This window comes from Neorhizobium vignae (assembly GCF_000732195.1).
Taxonomy (GTDB): domain Bacteria; phylum Pseudomonadota; class Alphaproteobacteria; order Rhizobiales; family Rhizobiaceae; genus Neorhizobium; species Neorhizobium vignae.
This window is the reverse complement of record NZ_JNNU01000010.1, coordinates 175,237-194,522: the sequence shown is the minus strand read 5'-3', so window position 1 is coordinate 194,522 and position 19,286 is coordinate 175,237. Positions and strand designations below refer to the sequence as shown.

Here is a 19,286-nt window from a genome sequence, read left to right as displayed (position 1 = left end):
GGCGCTCAGACATGGGAAGGCCGCCGGAACAGAAGCCAGAGGAAGATCAGTCCGCCGACGCATCCCATCACCGTTCCAACCGGAATTTCATAGGGATAGCGGATCAACCGCCCGAGGATGTCGCAGCCGAGCACCAGGATCGCGCCGCTGACCGCAACAGTTGGGAGCGTGCCGCGCATGTTGTCGCCCATCAGCCGTGAGACGATGTTCGGCACCACAAGGCCGACGAAGGGGATCATGCCGACGACCACGACGCTCAAGGCCGAAATGACGGAGACGATGATCAGCCCGAGCTGCAGCATGCGCGCATGGTCAAGGCCGAGCCCGATGCTGGCGTCGCGGCCGAGCGCCATGATCGTCAGCCGGTCGGCGACCATCCAGGCGACCACCACCATCAGTGCCCCGAGCCAGAGCAGTTCGTAACGGCCGCGCAGGACGCCGGAAAAGTCGCCATTGGTCCACACCGAGAGATATTGCAGAAGATCGGCCTGCCAGGCGACGAAGGTGACTGCCGCGCCGATGACGCCGCCATAGACGAGCCCGAAGAGCGGCACGAGGAAGGGCTGGGTCGGCGGAAGCCGGTGCGCCGTCATCAGGAAGAGCGAGGTTCCGAGAAGAGCGGCGGCACTCGCCGCCAGGCTTTTGAACAGAAGGCTGGCGGAGGGAAGGAGCAGGGTGACGAGCAGGATCCCAAGTTCGGCGCTCTGTGCCGTTCCGGCGGTGGATGGCTCCACATAGCGGTTGCGGGCAAGCGTCTGCATGATGAGCCCGGCGATCGCCAGGCCGGCGCCGGTAAGGATCGCCGCGAGTGTCCGGGGCAGGCGGCTGACGAGGAGGAGTTCCAACGCCCGCCCGTCCGAGAACAGCCGGATGATCGGCATGTCGTCGACCCCGACACAAAGGCTGAAGACAAAAAGGACCGCGAGCGTCAGGCCGGCGACCCATCCCGTTTTCGATGCTTGCTTGGTGGCGGCAATGCTCATCTGGCGGCGGTGAAGGCCTCTGCGACCGTCGCCATCACGCGCTGCATCGACTGCACTCCGCCGGCGGCGATGTAGAATTCGGCGGCCGGCAGATAGATCACCTGGTTCTTCTTCCAGGCTGTCGTCTCGGCGACCAGTTCATTGTCGAGCGTCGTCTTGGCGCCCTGTTCGCCGGAACCGATCGCGGCGGCGCGGTCGAGCACCAGGAGCCAGTCGGGATTTGCCTTGGCGATGAACTCGAAAGAGATCGCTTCGCCGTGATTGGCGGCTTCGATGTCGGGCACCGCTGCCGGCAGGTTCAGTGCGGCATGCACCCAGCCGAAACGCGAGCCAGGACCATAGGCCGTGACTTTTGGCCCGTTGGTCATGATGATCAGGCCCTTGCCCTTGCCGGCTACCGCCGCCTTGGCGACGTCTATTCGGGCATCCAGTTCCCTCACGGCGGAAGCGGCCTCGTCCGTCTTGCCGAAGAGTGCGCCATAGGCAGCCAACCGCTCCTTGGCCTGGGCTACGAGGTCGTCGCCATCCATGGTCATGTCGATCGTTTGCGCAACCTGCGCGGTCGCCGAAGCCTTTGTCGAGGAGCGACCGCCCACGATGATCAGGTCCGGACCGAGCGCGCTGAGAGCCTCGAGATCGGGCTCGAAGAGATCGCCGACGATTTCCGCGCCCTGTTTCAGTGGCTCCAGTTGCGAGAGGTATAGCTTTTGCGGAACGCCGGCTGGCTTGATGCCGAGGCGATCGAGCGTATCGAGCGCCGCGATATCCAGGACCGCGATTTTGGTGGGTGAGGCGGCAATCTGCACCGATCCTTTCGCAGTCAGGATATCCACCGCGTGCGCGGGGAGGGCTGAAAAAGCAAAAGCGGCAAAAGCCGCGATCGTCCTCAAGTTCATTCTTTCACCATGTCTTGACCTTGGGCCGAATGCTCGATCGGGCCTCAGGCGGCCCGATCCGGCCTCTGCCATTGCAGGGCTTCCAGATTTTCACGGAAAGCGAAGCGCACGAGATGCTTCTCGATCACCGATTCCGTTTCCATCAGCTGTTCCTCGTCGGCTGCCGTCGCAAGGATCTTCAGGCCGCCGTCGTCCGCATCGAGAATGGCGGTGCCGCAGGCAAAACGGCACTCCCCATGGGTCTCGGAATAGGAGACGTCGATTCTGTGCGCGAAATGTTTGCACAACTGGACGAGGTATTTTCCGCCGTGCTCCGTGCGCCATTCCGTAGTCGCCTGTAACAAAGCTCTCTCCTTAAGGTGAATGTGGTTCTCCACTTATCCCACCCATACTCCCGCGGCAACGGGGAACGCGGTTGCCGCACGGTCATGTGAACGCATGATCATGTTCTTCAGAACGTCGCCTTGGCGGTCAGAAGGAAGCTGCGGCCCGGCTCGTAGAGAGGTCTGACGGTCCCAAATTCCTGACCGTAGGTGGCGCGGTCCGCATAGGTCTCATCGAAGACGTTCTGGACCTCGGCGCGGAAGGTGAAGTTTGGCAGAGCCTCGGGCTTCCATTCGGCGAAGGCGTTCACCACCTCGTAGGCCTTGTAGGCCGGGGCGCCGCCTGCGACATGGTCATATTCCGGGGCGATCTCGATATCGCCGCCGATGGTCAGGCCCCAGTCGACGAATGTATGGGCGGCCGTGATGGTGATGATGTCGCCCACCGGCGTAGCGAGATAGTTGCCGGTATCGGAGTCGGCAGGAACGCCATCGATATCCACTCGAATATGAGCGTATTTGACCTTCACGTAGCCATTCGCCCACTCATAGCCCGCACCGAGTTCGAACCCTTGTGATACCATGTCCCGTTCGATGATAGCGCCTGTCGCGGGCGGGCTGTAGCGTACCGCACGCGCGTTGTAGATGTCGGTCCGGAAGAGGCTTGCCTCTGCAGTGAAACCTTCATATTCCGCCTCGAGCCCAACCATGTAGTTATTGGCGGTGACCGGTTCCGGCCCGTCGGGACCATAGGTCCAGGCTGGGTTCATGACGAAGTTTTCTGCCAGCGGTATACCGGCCCAGACATGCGAGAAGCCGGCTTTGGCGGTCAGCACGTCCGTCAGGTCGTATTCACCGGAGATATTGGCGCTGAGGCCGCCATTGTCGTAATCCTGCCCGCCCACACCGGTGAACCACTGGTAGTCCGCTCGTCCGCCGAACGAAAGGCGGGTGCGGTCCCAAGGCTCCAGCCGTGCCTGGGCATAGAAGCCAACATTCCGCGCTTTTTCTTTCGACGAATCGACGTCGGCATCCAAATCCGCAATGTCGGAAAAGAAGTCGACGCCTGCGACGATATTGCCGATGTCGAAGGAGAACTTGTTCTCGAACTTCCCGTTGAAGCTGGTCGTGTTGCCGGTGGCGTCATATTGATACCCCAGAGAGCTATAGACCGGCACGGTGACTTCCGAGCCGCTATAGGCGAGCACCACTCTCGGATCCCACCAGCCTTCGGGCGACGTGTCCGTATAGGTAAAGACGAAGTTCTGGCGGTCGATCTCGTAATTGCGTGTCAGCGGTTCCCATGGCGGCCGCACGATATGCCCGGCATTGGCGCGGTAGGGGCGCAGCCCATCGTCACGGCTGCGATCGTAACTGATCTCGAAGCGGTCGCCGCTCTCCGCTTCATAGGCGAGTTTGCCAAGGCCTGACAGCAGATCGGTCTCCGTGCCGGACACTTCTCTGCCATTGCCGCCGACAAAATCGTCGCCTTTGGCAAAATTGAAATAGCCGAGAAATTCGAAGCCCTCACGCTTGCCGTAGGCGGAAAGCCCGGTCGTCACCGTATCGCTGTGGAAGTTGTAGGTCGAAGTGACGAAGCCGCCGAAGGTTTTGCCCGGCGCCAGAAGATCGATCGCATCCTTGGTCTCGTAGTTGATCGAGCCGGCGAGCGCGCCGGGACCGGCGTCAGCCGGCGCGATGCCTGCGTCCACGTCCACTGCCTTCAGGAGGCTCGGGTCGATCAGGTTGGTCGCGTTGTGATGGAAGACCTTGTTGTTCTGGCGCGCGCCGTCGATGCTGACGGCGAGGTTGGTTTCCTCGACCCCGTGGACATAGACCTTCTGCGACATGGGAAGCGAGCTGCCGACCTGTATGCCGGCCTGTTCCCGGAACACGTCTGCGAGATCGGTCGGGTTGATGCGCTCGAGCTGCTCGGGTCCGATGACCGTTTCGCCGACATCGCCTTCGGCGCCCGGCTGGCCCTGCAGGACGATCGGCCTCAGCGTCGTGGCTCCTTCGGCCGGCACATCGCCGGAAGCGTTGGCGGGAGTGCCGATGACGGCCGTGCCGTTGGCGATCCTGTAGTTCACGCCGGTTCCTGCGAGCATGCGGGCGAGCGCCTGATCCGGCGTGAGATTGCCATTGACGGCCTGTGCGGCAACACCACGGGAAGTCGATGCAGCCAGCGTCACCTGAAGGCCGGACTGGCGGCCGAAGGCGTTGAGAGCCGAAGCAAGCGGCTGGGCCGGGATATTGAAGCTGCGCGTCGCCGTCTGGGCGAGGGCCTCGGACGCAAGGATCCCGCTTCCGCCAATCAGGGCAGCCGCGACCGTCGTCATCAAGCCCACTGCAAAAGCGTTCCGCTTGCCCTTCGCCCTCACGCCACGCACTACTCCACTCACCGGCAAAATCATCCGCCCCGTCTCCTGCTACACTGTGTCCGCCAAGGCCCCCGGCCTGCGCTTCAGGGTAAAGACGACTGCGCCCGGCGCTTTTTTCACCGCGTCGCAAAAATTTTCAGGAAATTTTAACGGCCTAGAAAAGCGCAAGCACCCTGAGATAGGGCGAGATGTGGTGCACCCTGCCGCCATAGGGCTGGACCAGCGCTTCGAGCGCTCGATCGGGATCGGAGAGATCGTAGAGGCCGGTGACGCGCCGATTGGCGAGATCGCCGCTCGGAATGCTGATCCACGCGGAGTGATAGCGCTGCAGCTCCTCGACGACCGAGGCGACCGTCACGTCGTTGACGAACAGCCGTCCGTTCCGCCAGGCCGCCATATCGTCCGGCGCCAGCCTTGCTCGCGACACCTGGCCATCCGTACGGCTGACGGTCACGGAATCGCCGGGAGACAGCTCGAAAGTGCGCGCCGCGCCGTCGACCGTGAGGCCGACTACCCCGCGAACCAGTTCCACCGTCGTATTTTCGGGCTTGATATGGACGTCGAACGCGGTGCCGAGCACGGTGACCTTCACGCCGGCGGCGGTGACGGTAAAGGGCCGCGCCGGATCATGTTTGACGTCGAAGAAGGCTTCGCCGGAAAGCAGCGTCACATGCCGTGCACCGTTGGCGAAATCCGTATCGATTGCGCTTTCGGCGCCGAGTTCGACCGCGCTGCCGTCCTCGAGCGTGATCTTGCGCAGCTCGGCCGTCGCCGTCCTGAAATCTGCCCGGTAGCGAATGAAGAGGGAAGGGCCGGCCAACGCCAGCACAAGACAGGCCGCCAGCGCCAGCACCGTGCCCACACCCCAGACGCGCCGTCGGTGGCGGGCGGCAAGCGTTTTCGCTTGGCCGGCCGGACGCCAGAGGTCCTCGTGGATGGGCGTCGTCTCGCCCATCAGCTCCCAGGTCTTGCAGGCTTTCGTCCAGGCATCGCGATTTGCAGGCGACCGGTTGAACCAGAGGCTGAAATCGCGCTCGTCGGCGGCTGTACGATGTGCTTCGCGCAGGCGCAGGAACCAGTCCATCGCCTCCTCCAGAATGATCTCGTCCGTTTTGTCGTGCCCTGCCAAGTCTCAACCTGCTTCGGATGTCCTGCGATCTCTATCCGAAATTCCCCTTCTTGCGTAGGAACGATTGACTGGTCCGGATTTTTCGCATGCGTGGAGATATTCAGGCGTTTTTCCTGTCGAGCGCGGTGGCGATCTTGACCATGGCGGTCCGCACGTGGCGGTGGGCGGTGGCGACGGAGATGCCCAGGTGGTCGGCCACGCCTTCGAGCGAATGGCCGCCGAACCGGTACATTTCCACAGCGATCCGGATCTCGCTTGGAAGCGCATCGAGTGCCGCCGCCGCCACGCGCACCTCGTCGCCGAACATCACTGTCTGTTCCGGATTGTCGGCGGCTTGTGGAATGGTCCAGAAGGGCGGGTCTTCGGAATGCCCACGATACTCGATCTTGCGGCGTTTCAAGACGTCGAAGGAGAGATTGCGGACGATGCGATAGAGATAGGCGAGCCCCTGGCGCGCCGATTCGCCGGGTGTCTTCCCCGGCGCGAAACGCAAATAGGCTTCCTGCACGATATCCTCGGCCGCCTCCCGGGAGCCCAGGATCCGAGCGGCATAATCGACCAGCGCCGAGCGGTGGGCGAGATAGAGGCTGTGACGACTTTCAGCTTCCAGGGTCATGGGGGTCAGAGTATCTGAGCTCGTCTAATATGCTGACCCAGCGCTCGCCACGACATGCAACGGATGGGTCGATGATATGAATGACATGGTCGGACTACCTGTCTGCGACGCATATCTATCATCAAAAACTTGAATGCAATAGTCATATTATGATGACGGCAACAAAGGCGGGGTTGCCTTTGCTGCCGTCATCGGTCCCTCCGACCCGTCCCGACACCTTTGGGAGAAGCGAAGCGGCGAGATAGATGCATGTTTCCGCCTTATCCGGCGGCCCTTCTAAGCCTCGGCGCGGTGAGCGGTACATTTTGGTCGCACCAGTCGGAAAAGACCTCGCCAAGCCTGGCTTTCAGTTTGCGTTCCAGCCGATCGGCCTCGTCAAGGCGCTCGAAGACTGCACCGGCCTGGTTCCTGTCGCCGGTCTGGCCGAGTTTCATGCAGGCGTAATGCAGGTTTTTCAGCGATTGGACGAGCGCTTCGATCTCCTCGCACCAGATTTCGAATTCGGCGGAAGGCAGTTTCAGGGCGCGCCAGAAGAAAGCGAAACCGTGCTCATAGGCATATTTGCGGATGGTGATCACCGGCAGTTCGCGAACCGCCGATGCCAGGTTCGCCAGCTGCAGCCCGTTGCGGCCGTCGATATGGGCTGTGACGATGCCGCGTACGGCGTCGGACAAAGGATTGCGCTCAGCGACGAAGCAGGCCTCGAAATAATCCCTCAGATCTTCCGGCGCCGGATTGCGTGCCTGTGCGTTGTCGAAGACGTAACCGCCGCCGACCGTCGGCTGCATGATCGCGTGGATCACCTTTTCCCGCTCGATCTCGCCTTCACATCGGTAATCGGGATCATGCACGAACCATTTGCCGGGGTCGGCGGTCTTCTGCAGCATCAGATAATGCGGGAAGGGGTTCTGGTTGAATTTGTTCTCGCGCTCGGGAAGATGGAACATGTCGAGCATGACCATGACCGAGCCGGTCTCCGGGCGGCTGTCGACGAGGTCGAAAAGCGTGGCGAGGTTGTCGCTCTTCGATTTTGCCGGGTCGTACCACTCCCGGACCTGGACCTGGTAAAGCCGCTGGAACCAGTCGCGGAAGAAGTCCTGGGTTATCTCCGGCGAATGATAGAGGAGCTGGAAGCTTTCGCTGACGGTAAATCTCGCGTCCCAGACCCCGAAATAGAAGGGCCGCTGGTCGAGCCCCTGCCGTTTCAGACCGTCGCAGACGCAACTGACGAAGCAATGTACCTTGATGTCGTAATAGGCCTCACCATGGACGCCCTCATCTGCCGTTCCGCCTGTCATCGGGAAAGAGGGAATGATGGCCTTCGGCACGTAGAGGGCCACGAGATCCGCAACCGTGTCGAGTTCCTGCCGCGCGATCGCTTCTTCCGGCATGGCAAGGCCGTATTCCAGCTCGAGATTGAGGAAGATCTGCAGGATCAGGACGGAATCGAGATAAAGGTCCTCGTTGAGGCGCGCTTCGGGTGCGAAGCCACGCATATGCGGATGGGCCATGTGCTCGGAAAGCACGGTCCGGACGGCTTCGAGAATATCTTCGCGCGTCATGAGGCAACTCCTGCTTCGGGGGCTGCGAACTCGCCGGCCGCATGGCGGGCCGCGACCTCGCGGCGGCTGATCTTGCCGTTCGCCTGGCGGGGGATTTCGCCGACCTGGATCATCTCCATCGGCAACTGGTGGCTGGCGAGATGGCGGCTGCACCAGGCGCGGATATCCTGCGGCGCCACCGGCTTGCTGGCGCTGTAGAGCAGCACGACACGTTCGCCGGCAAAACGATCCGCCTTGCGGAAGGCGACGGCGTCGGTGACGCCAGGCATAGCCATCACCGCATCCTCCACGTCGCCGGGATAGACGTTGAGACCCGAGACGTTGATCATGTCGTCCATGCGCGACACGAAGACCAGCATACCGTCCTTGCGGCGGTAACCGAGGTCGCGGGTGTGGATTGCCGCGCCGCCATCGTTCCGGACGACGATCTCCCCGGCATCGTCAACGCCCGATCCGGTCTCGGCCGTCAGATGCGGCAGGACGAAACCCATGTCGCCTGCGGCCCGCATGTCCGGGTTGATGGCGATGCAGCCGGATTCGGAGCAGCCATATTGCTGGAAGAGATGTTCGCTCTTTGCGCGGATCTGCACGAACCACGGATCGGGCAGCAGTGTGCCGGAGGTCATAGCCGCATGAAGTTTTTCCCCCTCGGGCAAAAGCCGCGAGAGCGTGTGGAGGATCGCCGGGGAGGAATAGAGGAGCGGCCGTTCGGTTTCGCGCAGCACTTTCAGGAGATATTTCGGATTGGCGGTCTCGACGATGACGGGGATCTGGCCGCGCTTGAGAGCCACGAGGATCCCGCAGATCAGCCCATAGGAATGGGTGGTCGGGCAGGCGATGACGGGCGTCATGCCTTCGGGTTCGCGGAAGGTTGCGACATAGCTTTCGACCTCCCGGTCGATTTCAGCCCAGGGCCGGGCGATGCATTTTGCCGCCCCGGTCGTCCCCGAACTCATATGCAGCAGCCGGCCCGGCTTTGGCGCCTCCTGCCGCGCGTCGAGCACTTCGGCCGTCAGGCTGTTGTAGAAAAGCCGGTCGCAGTTGGCCGTGATCGCCAGTTTTCGGGCGGCGGCATAGGGCGTGCCGGGATGAATCGGCAGGACGCTGGCGCCGGCCTTGCGGATGGCGAAGAACAGGGAAAGCCATTGCGTCGTCTCGCTGAAGCAGACCGCGTAGTGTCCGCGGTCGTTTTGAGCAAGGCCGATCTGTGCGGCAATGCTTTGCGAAGTTTCATCGAAATAGGCGTGATCGTAGAGCCGTCCATCGATCTGGATCATGGCTTTCTCCTTCGTTCAGACGTCCTGGCAGCCAAGGCATTCGGCACCTCGTGGTGATATTCCGGCTTCAGCGCGAGGAGCTTTCGGGTGATCAGGGATTCGGTGAGGATGAGCGCGCGGTTATGCCCCAGCAGCGACTGCCGGTGCTGCATGCCCTGCTCTTGCGCATAGCCGGCGAGCAGACCTTCGACCCGCTGCCAGAAACGGAACTCCGGAAGTCCGTAACAGACGTCGAGAAGATGCGAGATTTCCGCCAGATTGAACACGAAAAGCGTGTCCATCACGAGCTCCCGCAGGGAATCGAGATTGTCCGTCCAGTAATACTGATCCGGTTCCGCGTGGCGGTAGAGCGGGTTCAGCGCAGCGAAATCCGGAGCTCTCTTCGGCTCGCGCAGGAAATCGGGCGCAAATTCCACGCTCTCGTGGAAATCGCGCAGGATAAGCCGCACCGGCCAGCCGTCGCGGTGGACGAGCAGCATATTCTGGCCGTGGGCTTCAACGGCGATCCCGTGGGCGACAAGGAGGTGCCAGACAGGCAGGACGGCGACCTCCAGAAGCCGGTTCAGCCATGGCATGAGCCCGAAACGCTCGATCCACTCATCCGCGAAGGGCTTTCCGTCCGCTTCGATCATCATCAGCGCGTTGAACGGGATGATTGCCTCGCCGGACGAGAGCATCGCCTCGGCGTTCTCCCGCCAGATCGCACCCAGCTGGCCGGCCAATGGACCTCCGGCATCGGCGATGATCCCGGCATATTCCTGCAGGATGGCGAGGGGAAATTCCCGGCCGAACAGCGGATCGTCGCGGACGATACCGGCGATCCAGGCGGACAGCACCGGCGCCGTGCACACCGAATGCGGCTCCAGCGTCCGGCGCGACGAAGTGTTGACGATATTGAGCGGCAGCTTGATGCTTGCCGCAAGCGGTCGGTCGACATTGAACAGGGACCGGACCGATTGGCTTGCCACGTAGCGATCACCCGCGGGGCCGAGGTAATGCGCCTCTCCCGCGGCGATCCACCCCGCGCGCATGGTTTCGCCAAGGTCTTTCCATTGCCACGGGTGGAGCGGCAACAGCCCGAAATCTCCGGCTGCCACGCCAAGCCGTTTCCGCCTCGCCTCCAGCACAGCCCACGTCTCATCGCCAAGTTCGGCACGCCAGAAGGCGTCTCTGCTGCCCGGTAGCGCCTGGGCGAGATGTCTTTGCGCGACGAGCAGCCAGACGAGCTGGAATGCCTGCCCTGATTCCGGTCCGTAGGCGGCATGATCGGCAAACGAAAATCCGCTTCGGGCTCTGTAACAGGGATGGTACGGATGCCCTTCGTCGATGGCACCTTCCAGTTCGACAAGGGCGAGGGCGCGGCGGTTCTTCATGGGCAGATTTTGGTGGTTCCATTCGGAAAAGGCGATCGTCTGCTCCAGTTCGCCGAGCAGCTTGCCCCGTGTGATCCCGGTACCGGGCAATGACGGGATGATCGCGCCGAGCGAGGCGCTTTCCCAATGGCCATCCACGGCCCGCATCTCCACCGAGCCCGTCGCGATGCGGGTGCGTCCGAACGGGCCGATCGTGCCGCGGCACCGGAATTCCCGGCCACCGAGCATCCACTGAAATTGCGTCGCACCGTCACAGGCGCTTTCGCGCACCTCTATGACGCCCTCGAACAGCAGGGCTGCCATAAGCTGGCGGATGACGCGGTCGCGAGGTTCTCCCACGGCTTCAAGAGGCAATGGCATGGCCGGTCCTCGGTGCTGAAAGGGCGATCGGAACCCTCAGCGGGTTCGGGATGGACCGATACAGGGAATGCACGCCGTTCGACTGCAGTTCGTCGACATCGAAAAGGCGGGTCGTAAGATTGGCCTTCGACGTGATCGTCGGCAGATCGAGAATGTGCCTCGCAAAATCCCGCCCGGCGCCGGACATCGTTTCGGCGCAGTGTTCCAGATGCGCCCGCAGGGCAAACAGAAGCACACCCTCGTCGCAAACTCCGTCATGGCCCATGCGGCTGATGACGGAAAAGACCTGGTTGACGATCAGGTAATAGGCGAACCGATCACGGATTTCGGCATCCGGGAAATAGAGCGAGGCAATTGTTTCCGTTTCCGGTGCATGCCCGGCAAGCAGGCTGCGATAACGCTCCGAAAGATAAAAGCCCTGGTTGTCGCGATAGTAGCTGGCGCCCGGATAACCCATGCCGATATCGAGGAGGGTGTTCTGCTGGTGGGCTTCGAGCGCCACTCCGTAGTCGTCGTAGAGCCGGATCAGTGGCTCCACGGCGCAGCCGAGATAACGCCGGAACCATGCAAGCGCGATGTTTGAAATACCGTCGCCGCCTCTGGCTGCGAGCCTGCGGATGGTCCGCTCCAGTCTCGACAGGTCGCCGGGAAGGGGGTCGGCGGTGAGGGCGGCGACCGTCACGACGCCCTGGGCCCTCGCGCCCTTGAATGGATTCTCGCGCAGGATGACTTCGAAACCGCTTTCCTCGCGGCCCGGTATATCGAGGGTGATATAGGCGGGATCCTGGATGATGCGGAAGTTTTTGGAGCGCTCGGCAAAGCCGATGCCCTCTATCAGTTTTGCCATCGCTACCCCGGCTTCAAGCTCCGGCCGGCGATTGATGCGCACGGAATTGGTGATGCGCACGGGAAGCGAGAACTTCAGCATCCAATCGGAATGAGGGCTGTAGACGGTACGTACCGACGACGTCGCGGTGAAGAGAGACCCGGCAGGGCCGAGATGACGCAGGCGGCCGTCGCGCTGCATCGCCTGGATGCTCGGATCAAGAAGCAGCGCTTCAGCCTGCAGCGGATGCATGGGTATGAGGCACTCGTCCGGGTCGATGCCGGGATCGGCTCCGGATGCGCCAAGTTCGGAGCGGATGATTTCGTGCGCCTGCATCGTTCGCGCTGAAGCCTCGCGGACATGTTCTGTCCTGGCGGCAAAATACTGCAGCTGGAATTGTCCGCGCAGTTCCGGGGCATATCGCTCCTGCTGCCAGAATGTCATGCCCTGCCGGCTCTTCGGCGTCGGATGCTGCCAGTGGCCGAAGACGAGCGATTGTTCCGCCTCGATGAAATGTCCCTCGTCCGGCGGCGCGGGAGAGGCCTCTTCAAGGTAGAGCGTCATCTGCTGGTAGCTGTCGAGAACGCGCACCAGCAGCTCCAGTTCAAAGCTGCGCAGGGTATCGGTCCGGTCGTCCTCCATTTGCCGGTAGGCTTCCTGGAGGAGGAGATGCAGCGCCGACATCGGCTCGACCGCCCGCCAGGACATGTCGGACGCGGCGCGCGTCCACAACCTGCCGAAATGCTGCGGTCCGCAGACGGACGCGGAGACGATCTCTGCGCGCAAGAGCATCTGCTGCTGCGGCAGTGGCCATTCGATGGCATCGACCGCTCCGCTGATGCTGCGGTGGACAATCCGGGTGCCGGAACTGACCTCCCGCAGATAGCAGTTCGCAAAACTCTGGAATGTCGCCGCTTCCGCGGTCTGTCTTGACGATTGCATATGTCTCCATCCCCATTGCACAAGCCGACGACCACGCAATGGCTTTCCAGTCAGCGCCAGGCGGCCGGGGCCGACAGCCTGTGCCGGTTTTCAGCCGGGCATCCGCCGACAGTGATCTGGCTGCTGAGAATGTTTTTTCTGGATTGCCGGCTGCGGCGCCGGGGCAGGAGACAATTTGAAGCTCGGGCCTGCAGGATGAGCAGGGGCCGAACGCACCACGTTGCCTCGATGCAACGGGCTCGTTTCGGTCTGCGGTGCCTGAAGCTGTGATCTCATGGCGGCGAACCCGTTCCTGTCATCCGATTTTGCGTGCCTTGCTCTTGCTTCGCAGGCGCTCGGCAACAAGGACGATTTGTCCGCTCCTTTTTTTCATCGCTTTCGGAATTTTTGATCGGTGCCGGCAAACTGCGCTCTGATGATTATCCTGTGGGCGACAAAATCGCGGGTCTTGCCTTACCAAAGGCCAAGGCCTGTGGTTGAATTCGCAAAGGGAGGCAACAATGAAGATCACCAAGCTTGAAACTGTGCGCGTCGCAGAGCGTGCGAACCTGCTGTGGGTACTGGTCCACACCGATGAGGGTATTACCGGCCTCGGCGAAACCTTTTTCGGGGCAGAGACCGTGGAGAGTTATATCCACGAATACGTGGCTCCGCGGGTCATCGGCCGCGACCCGCTGCAGATCGACCTCCTGGCGCAGGAACTGGTCGGTTATATCGGTTTTCGTTCCTCAGGCGCGGAGGTTCGGGGCAATTCGGCGTTCGATATCGCCCTTTGGGACATTTTCGGAAAGGTCACGAACCAGCCCATCGCCCAGCTGCTGGGAGGCTTCAGCCGCAGGGAGATCCGCACCTACAATACCTGCGCCGGCACGGAATATATCAAGAAAACGACCGGCCAGGCGACAGCCAACTACGGTCTGACGGGGGGCGCCACCTATGACGATCTGAACGGCTTTCTGCATCGTGCCGACGAACTGGCCGAATCGCTGCTCGAAGAGGGCATCACGGCGATGAAGATCTGGCCGTTCGACGCGGCTGCGGAGAGGACGAAGGGCCAGTATATCTCGATGCCGGACCTGAAGCTTGCGCTTCAGCCTTTCGAGAAGATCCGCAAGGCCGTCGGCGACAGGATGGATGTCATGGTCGAGTTCCACTCCATGTGGCAACTCCTGCCGGCCATGCAGATCGCCAAGGCGCTGACGCCGTACCAGACCTTCTGGCACGAAGATCCGATCAAGATGGACAGCCTGTCGAGCCTGAAGCGGTATGCGGAAGTGTCGCCGGCGCCGATCTCAGCCTCCGAGACGCTCGCGACCCGTTGGGGCTTTCGCGATTACCTGGAAACCGGCGTTGCCGGCATCGTCATGCTCGACATATCCTGGTGCGGAGGCCTTTCGGAGGCCCGCAAGATCGCGTCCATGGCGGAAGCCTGGCATCTGCCGGTCGCGCCGCACGACTGCACCGGCCCCGTGGTCCTCTGTGCCTCGACGCATCTGTCTCTCAACGCACCGAACGCACTTGTGCAGGAAAGCGTGCGCGCGTTCTACAGGACATGGTATCGGGATCTGGTGACGGCGCTGCCGGAGGTGAAAAACGGCATGATCACCGTGCCACCAGGCCCGGGCCTCGGGCTGGAGCTCAACCCCGAGCTCGATCGAGCCTTTACCGTCAGCCGGCGGACCTCCGACGTCTCCATTCTCTAAGGTGCAATTGAAATGACTATATCCTCGGCGACCGTGCTCAAGACCGCGAGCATGACCGGCCCGATGCTGATGCTTCTCGGCATGCTGATGTTTGCTCTCAATGACGCCATGGGCAAGTGGCTCGTTGCGAATTACGGGCTTGGTCAGGTTGTCCTGATCCGCAGCCTTGCGGCACTGATCATCCTCGTGCCGATGGTCTGGAAGGCGGGCCTTGGCAATCTGCTGACCGTCGAACGGCCCGGCATGCAGTTCTTCCGCGTGGCGTTTTCGACTGCTGAAGTGTTCTGCTTCTATTATGCGGTGATGTACCTGCCACTCGCCGACGTCATGACCTATTGGCTAGCGGCGCCGATCTACGTTGCTGCGTGCTCGCCCTTCCTGCTCGGCGAAAAGGTCGGCTGGCGACGCTGGACGGCGATTGCCGTCGGTTTCGTCGGCGTCATTATCACGCTTGAACCCTCGAGCGCCATGTTCAGCATGCCGGCTGTCATTTCGATCGTCGGCAGCGCCGCCTTTGCCTTCATGCTGATCTCGGGGCGCTTCCTGCGTGGTACGCCGGATAGTGCGCTGGTCTTCTTCCAGGTCATGGGAGCCGGTATCGCCGGCCTTGCCTTCGCGCCCATGGACTGGTCGCCGATCGCATCGAGCCGCGATCTTCTTCTGCTCGGGCTGCTCGGTATCGTCGCCATGGCGGCCCATATGCTGGTCAACCGCGCCCTCAAGATCTCCGATGCCGCGACCGTGGCACCGCTTCAATATACGCTGCTGCTCTGGGCCGTGATCTTCGGCTGGATGTTTTTCGGCGACATCCCAAGGTTCGGCATGATGGTCGGGGCCGCCCTGATCGTTGCTTCCGGCCTCTTCATCTTCATCCGAGAGCAGATGCTCAAGAAGCGCCAGAGCGTGCTTCCTGCTGTTCCGGAATGAAGTAACCCGCGGCGCTTTGGGGCACCGCGGGTTTTCATTCCTCAGACGGGCTATTACATCCGGGTTACGGGTGCGTTCCGTTACTTGCGGACTTCCTTGAGCTCGGCGACGATGCCGTCGACCACGTCGGCGCCGATCGTCGCCTTGTGCTTTTCATAGACGATCGCGGACTTTTCGCGGATGCGCTGCTGCTCTTCCGGCGAAAGCGTGTTGACCTGCAGGCCGGCCGCCTTGATCTTCTCAAGCGACTTCTTGTTGAGATCGCCGATCACCTGGCGTTCCACATCCCGGCCGACGACCGCGCAGGCGCGAAGGGCAGCCTGCTCGTCCGGGGCATAGGTGTTGAAGATTGCCTTGGAGAACAAGAAGAGGAACGGCGTGTAGGCGTGGTTGGTCTCGGTGACGTATTTCTGGACCTCGAAGAACTTCGACGTGTCGATCGTCACATAGGGATTTTCCTGTGCGTCGATCGCCTTGGTTTCGAGCGCCGAGAAGACTTCGCCGAAGGCCATCGGGGTGGCGTTGGCACCGAGGTTCTGGAAGGTGTCGAGGAAGATGTTGTTCTGCATGACGCGAACCTTCATCCCCGAGAAATCTTCCCATTTGGTGACCGGGCGAACCGAGTTCGACAGGTTACGGAAGCCGTTTTCCCAATAGGCGAGGTTGACAAGACCGGCGGCGTCGAGCTTCTGGTTCATCATGTCGCCGAACTTGCCGTCGAGCACCTTGTGGGCTTCCTGCGCATTGCCGAACAGGAAGGGCAGGTCGAAGACGCCGAGGGCGGGGACGATGCCGACCAGCGGCGACGACGACGTCACCACGGCTTCCTGGACGCCGGAGCGCAGGGCCTGGGTGGCCTGCAGGTCGCCGCCGAGCGCGCCGCCCCAGAAGGCTGTCAGCTTCATCTTGCCGCCGGACTTCTCGTCGAGGCACTTCTGCATGGCGGCGATGCCGTTGCCGACCGGATGGTCGGCGTTGATGCCGTTCGAAACGCGGATGTTGCGCGTCTTGAATTCGGCAAAGGCCGGGGCGGCCGATGCGCAAGCGATGGCAAGTGCAGTAGTTGTGAGCAGCAGTTTTCTCATATTATCCTCCCATGGATGAGCTTGAGACAGGTTTAATGGAGCCAGCGTGCAGGCACGAGCACGAGGTCCGGGAACAGGACCAGAAGAAACAGAACGATGGTTTCGGCGATCAGGAACGGCCATACGCCTGCCGTCACCTTGCCGAGCGGAATGCGGGCGACGCCGCTGACCACGTTCAGCACGACGCCAACCGGCGGAGTGATGAGGCCGATGGAATTGTTCATGATGAAGAGCACGCCGAAATAGACCGGGTCGATGCCGGCCTGCTTGACGATCGGCATGAGGACCGGCGTCAGGATCAGGATGGTCGGCGTCAGATCGAGCGCAGTGCCGACGACGAGCACCAGGATCATGATGGCGAACATCAGCAGCATCGGGCGGTCGATCAGTGGCTCGATGTAACCGACGATTTCGGCCGGGATGTTGGCCGCGGTGATCAGCCACGAGGAGACCAGCGCCGCCGCGACCAGGAACATGATGACCGAGGTGGTCTTGGCGGCCTGCAGGATGACGTGCGGCAGGTGGCTTGGCTTCAGCTCCCGATAGATCACCATGCCGACGAAGAGCGCGTAGGCGGCGGCGACGACGGCGGCCTCGGTCGGCGTCATGATGCCGGCCTTGATGCCGCCGAGGATGATCACCGGCATGCCGAGCGCCCAGGCGGCACGACCGGTGACGCGCAGGCGTTCCCCCGTCGACGCCTTCGGCAGCGGCTGGACATTGTCCTTCCGCACGACGATGAGCCAGGCGATGATCAGTGACAGGCCCATCAGGATGCCGGGAAAGATGCCGGCGAGGAAAAGCTGGGTGATCGAGACGTTGCCGGCGACGCCGAAGACGATGAAGGCCATCGACGGCGGGATGACCGGCGCAATGATGCCGCCTGCGGCGATCAGGCCGCCGGAACGCGGAACGTTATAGCCAGCCTTGGCCATCATCGGGATGAGGATGGCGGCAAGCGCGGCGGTATCGGCCGCGGCCGAGCCCGAGATGCTCGCCATGATGATTGCCGCCATGATCGCGACGATGCCGAGGCCGCCGCGGATATGGCCGACGCAGGCAATGGCAAAATCGATAATCCGGCGCGACAAGCCGCCCGAGTTCATCAGTTCTCCTGCGAGAATGAAGAACGGAATGGCGAGCAGGGTAAAGGTATCGACACCTGCGATCATGTTCTGAGCGATGATCTGGGTGTTGAACATGTCCATGTACCACATGAGCACGACACCGCAGAACATCAGCGAAAATGCCACCGGCACGCCGATCGCCATGGCGCCGAGAAGCGATACGATGAAGACGATCAGGGTCATCAGGTACGCTCCGCCATCTGCTCGATCGTCAGGTTTTCACCGGCAAAGATGCTGATCTCCTCCGCCGTCGCCCGGCCGGTGACATAGCGGAACAGCCGCTCCAGCGCGATCAGCGACAAGCCGGCGCCGGTAAACAGGCCGATGCCGTAGACCCAGATCATCGAAATGCCGGTCACCGGCGCGCTCATGCTGGCGTTGATCTCGAACTGCTGCCAAGTCCCCCAGAAAAAGATCATCGAGCAAGCGAGGATGACGAGGTTGGCCACGATCATGCAGACGAGCCGGCCCTTGCGGCCGAAAAGCGCCACGACGCTCTCGACGCCGAGGTGACCATGTTCGCGAAATGCAACGACTGCGCCGACGAAGCTCAGCCAGACGAAGAAGTAGCGGGAAAGTTCCTCAGAGACGGACATGCCGGAATTGAAGGCGTAGCGAAGAACCACATTGGCAAACACCATGATCGCCATTGCTGAAAGCAGCAGGATCAATAGGACTTCCAACGCCTTAAAAAAAAGATCGATTGCCTTTTGCATGTTCCCCTCCCTAATTCTTACAAGAGCCCGCGCCAAGCGAAGGTCTTCGTCACTGTCCACAACTTCAAATTCCGCTCAGGGCGTTTGCCCCGATGATCCGCTGCATCGATCAGCGGCTCAAGCGGTAGGCTGGACGTCACGACGCGGCTTCCTATTTGGTATGCGATCAGACTCTCCTCCATCGCAATGGCCTCTCGCGCGCTCCCTCAATTGTCAGGATGTCTGACAACCTCCACCTGCGGTATCTCTAAAGAGAGTTTTACTCGCTGTCCAGCGGCCCTTGACCGCTTTCGGGAAATCCCCTGGATCGATCTAACGAGGCGACTGACTGGAAGCTTAGTAAACTTTCAATTGAAGGTCGAGACGGCTTGCCGCACCGTGAAGGTGATGGCGCATTGCCTCCCGGGCGCGGATGGGATCGCGGCTCGCAACGGCGTCGCGGATTGCGACATGTTCCGCGATCGTCACTTCGACGATCTCGGTCAGCACGGCTGCCTCCCTGGCCGTATTGATGGCCAGATGAATTCGCTCGGCGATAAAACCGAGGAATAGCAGGAAGTACTCGTTATGCGTTGAAGCCGCGATCTGGCGATGGAAGGCGAGGTCGGCGAGGACGCCTTTCTCGGTCCACTTCTCTCCGCCCGTCATCTGTTCGAGCGCTTCGTCGAGCTTCACAAGGTCTTCGGCGGCGTGATTGGTGGCTGCGAGACCGGCTGCTTCGATCTCGAGGGGCAGCCTGAGCTGAAACAGGCTCTGAAAACTCGCGTGATCTGCAAGGTTGCCCTGTTCGATGCGAATCGACTGCCTGTGCTCAAAATCGGTGGCGAACGCTCCCACACCTTGCCGGGTCTCGACCAGACCCTCATTGCGAAGCTGCGCGATCGCTTCGCGCACGACCGATCGGCTGACGCCAAAGGTCTTTGCCAGAATGTGTTCCGTCGGCAGCTTCTCGCCGGGCGCGATCCGGCCGTCACTGATCTCGCGTCCGATCTGCGACGCGATCCGTGTGGGCAGATGCTCGTTTCGTCTGATCTGGCTGAAGTCCAATACCACGGCGCCG

General features: G+C 61.7%; 16 protein-coding genes. 2 read left to right on the top strand and 14 right to left on the bottom strand.

Annotated elements, in window-relative coordinates:
- Nucleotides 1-5: 5 nt before the first annotated feature.
- From GQ59_RS18525 to GQ59_RS18480, 10 genes are all read right to left on the bottom strand, one after another.
- Nucleotides 6-983 carry an ABC transporter permease gene (locus tag GQ59_RS18525; RefSeq protein ID WP_037083856.1) on the bottom strand — a complete coding sequence of 326 codons (978 nt, stop codon included), beginning with the start codon at nt 981-983 and terminating at the stop codon, nt 6-8.
- Nucleotides 980-1,879 (bottom strand): siderophore ABC transporter substrate-binding protein, encoded by a 900-nt coding sequence (locus GQ59_RS18520; protein ID WP_037083854.1) that lies wholly within the window; start codon nt 1,877-1,879, stop codon nt 980-982. The genes GQ59_RS18525 and GQ59_RS18520 overlap by 4 nt, the downstream gene beginning before the upstream one ends.
- A gap of 44 nt (nt 1,880-1,923) precedes the next feature.
- Complete coding sequence (locus tag GQ59_RS18515) at nt 1,924-2,223, bottom strand: DUF2218 domain-containing protein (protein WP_037083853.1); 300 nt, start codon at nt 2,221-2,223, stop codon at nt 1,924-1,926.
- A 107-nt stretch (nt 2,224-2,330) separates the two neighbouring features.
- Nucleotides 2,331-4,616, bottom strand: a complete 2,286-nt coding sequence (locus tag GQ59_RS18510) for a TonB-dependent receptor (RefSeq protein ID WP_051904062.1) — start codon at nt 4,614-4,616, stop codon at nt 2,331-2,333.
- Nucleotides 4,617-4,737: 121 nt separating this feature from the next.
- A complete protein-coding gene (locus GQ59_RS18505; protein ID WP_051904061.1) occupies nt 4,738-5,712 on the bottom strand; it encodes a FecR family protein in 975 nt (324 codons plus the stop codon).
- Between the two features lie 100 nt (nt 5,713-5,812).
- Nucleotides 5,813-6,328: a sigma-70 family RNA polymerase sigma factor gene (locus GQ59_RS18500; protein WP_037083850.1), complete on the bottom strand. Its 516-nt coding sequence runs from the start codon at nt 6,326-6,328 to the stop codon at nt 5,813-5,815.
- Nucleotides 6,329-6,588: 260 nt separating this feature from the next.
- Nucleotides 6,589-7,890 carry a DUF6005 family protein gene (locus tag GQ59_RS18495; RefSeq protein WP_037083848.1) on the bottom strand — a complete coding sequence of 434 codons (1,302 nt, stop codon included), beginning with the start codon at nt 7,888-7,890 and terminating at the stop codon, nt 6,589-6,591.
- Complete coding sequence (locus GQ59_RS31975; RefSeq protein ID WP_037083846.1) at nt 7,887-9,167, bottom strand: AMP-binding protein; 1,281 nt, start codon at nt 9,165-9,167, stop codon at nt 7,887-7,889. Before GQ59_RS31975 ends, GQ59_RS18495 begins: the two co-directional genes overlap by 4 nt.
- Nucleotides 9,164-10,900: an IucA/IucC family protein gene (locus GQ59_RS31970; RefSeq protein WP_037083844.1), complete on the bottom strand. Its 1,737-nt coding sequence runs from the start codon at nt 10,898-10,900 to the stop codon at nt 9,164-9,166. Before GQ59_RS31970 ends, GQ59_RS31975 begins: the two co-directional genes overlap by 4 nt.
- On the bottom strand, nt 10,884-12,668 hold the full coding sequence (locus GQ59_RS18480; RefSeq protein WP_037083842.1) for an IucA/IucC family protein: 1,785 nt from the start codon (nt 12,666-12,668) through the stop codon (nt 10,884-10,886). The genes GQ59_RS31970 and GQ59_RS18480 overlap by 17 nt, the downstream gene beginning before the upstream one ends.
- A 500-nt stretch (nt 12,669-13,168) precedes the next feature.
- On the opposite strand from GQ59_RS18480, the gene GQ59_RS18475 reads away from it, so the two are divergent.
- Nucleotides 13,169-14,371, top strand: a complete 1,203-nt coding sequence (locus GQ59_RS18475; protein WP_037083840.1) for a mandelate racemase/muconate lactonizing enzyme family protein — start codon at nt 13,169-13,171, stop codon at nt 14,369-14,371.
- A gap of 12 nt (nt 14,372-14,383) precedes the next feature.
- Entirely contained in the window at nt 14,384-15,298 is a 915-nt protein-coding gene (locus tag GQ59_RS18470; RefSeq protein ID WP_244448002.1) for a DMT family transporter, read from the top strand.
- A gap of 80 nt (nt 15,299-15,378) precedes the next feature.
- On the opposite strand, the gene GQ59_RS18465 is transcribed toward GQ59_RS18470, so the two are convergent.
- The 4 genes from GQ59_RS18465 to GQ59_RS18450 form a co-directional block, all read right to left on the bottom strand.
- On the bottom strand, nt 15,379-16,383 hold the full coding sequence (locus GQ59_RS18465; protein ID WP_037083838.1) for a TRAP transporter substrate-binding protein: 1,005 nt from the start codon (nt 16,381-16,383) through the stop codon (nt 15,379-15,381).
- A gap of 32 nt (nt 16,384-16,415) precedes the next feature.
- Entirely contained in the window at nt 16,416-17,693 is a 1,278-nt protein-coding gene (locus GQ59_RS18460) for a TRAP transporter large permease (RefSeq protein ID WP_037083836.1), read from the bottom strand.
- Nucleotides 17,693-18,226 (bottom strand): TRAP transporter small permease, encoded by a 534-nt coding sequence (locus GQ59_RS18455; protein ID WP_037083834.1) that lies wholly within the window; start codon nt 18,224-18,226, stop codon nt 17,693-17,695. The genes GQ59_RS18460 and GQ59_RS18455 overlap by 1 nt, the downstream gene beginning before the upstream one ends.
- A gap of 336 nt (nt 18,227-18,562) precedes the next feature.
- Nucleotides 18,563-19,279 (bottom strand): FadR/GntR family transcriptional regulator, encoded by a 717-nt coding sequence (locus GQ59_RS18450; RefSeq protein ID WP_084683219.1) that lies wholly within the window; start codon nt 19,277-19,279, stop codon nt 18,563-18,565.
- Nucleotides 19,280-19,286: the final 7 nt, after the last annotated feature.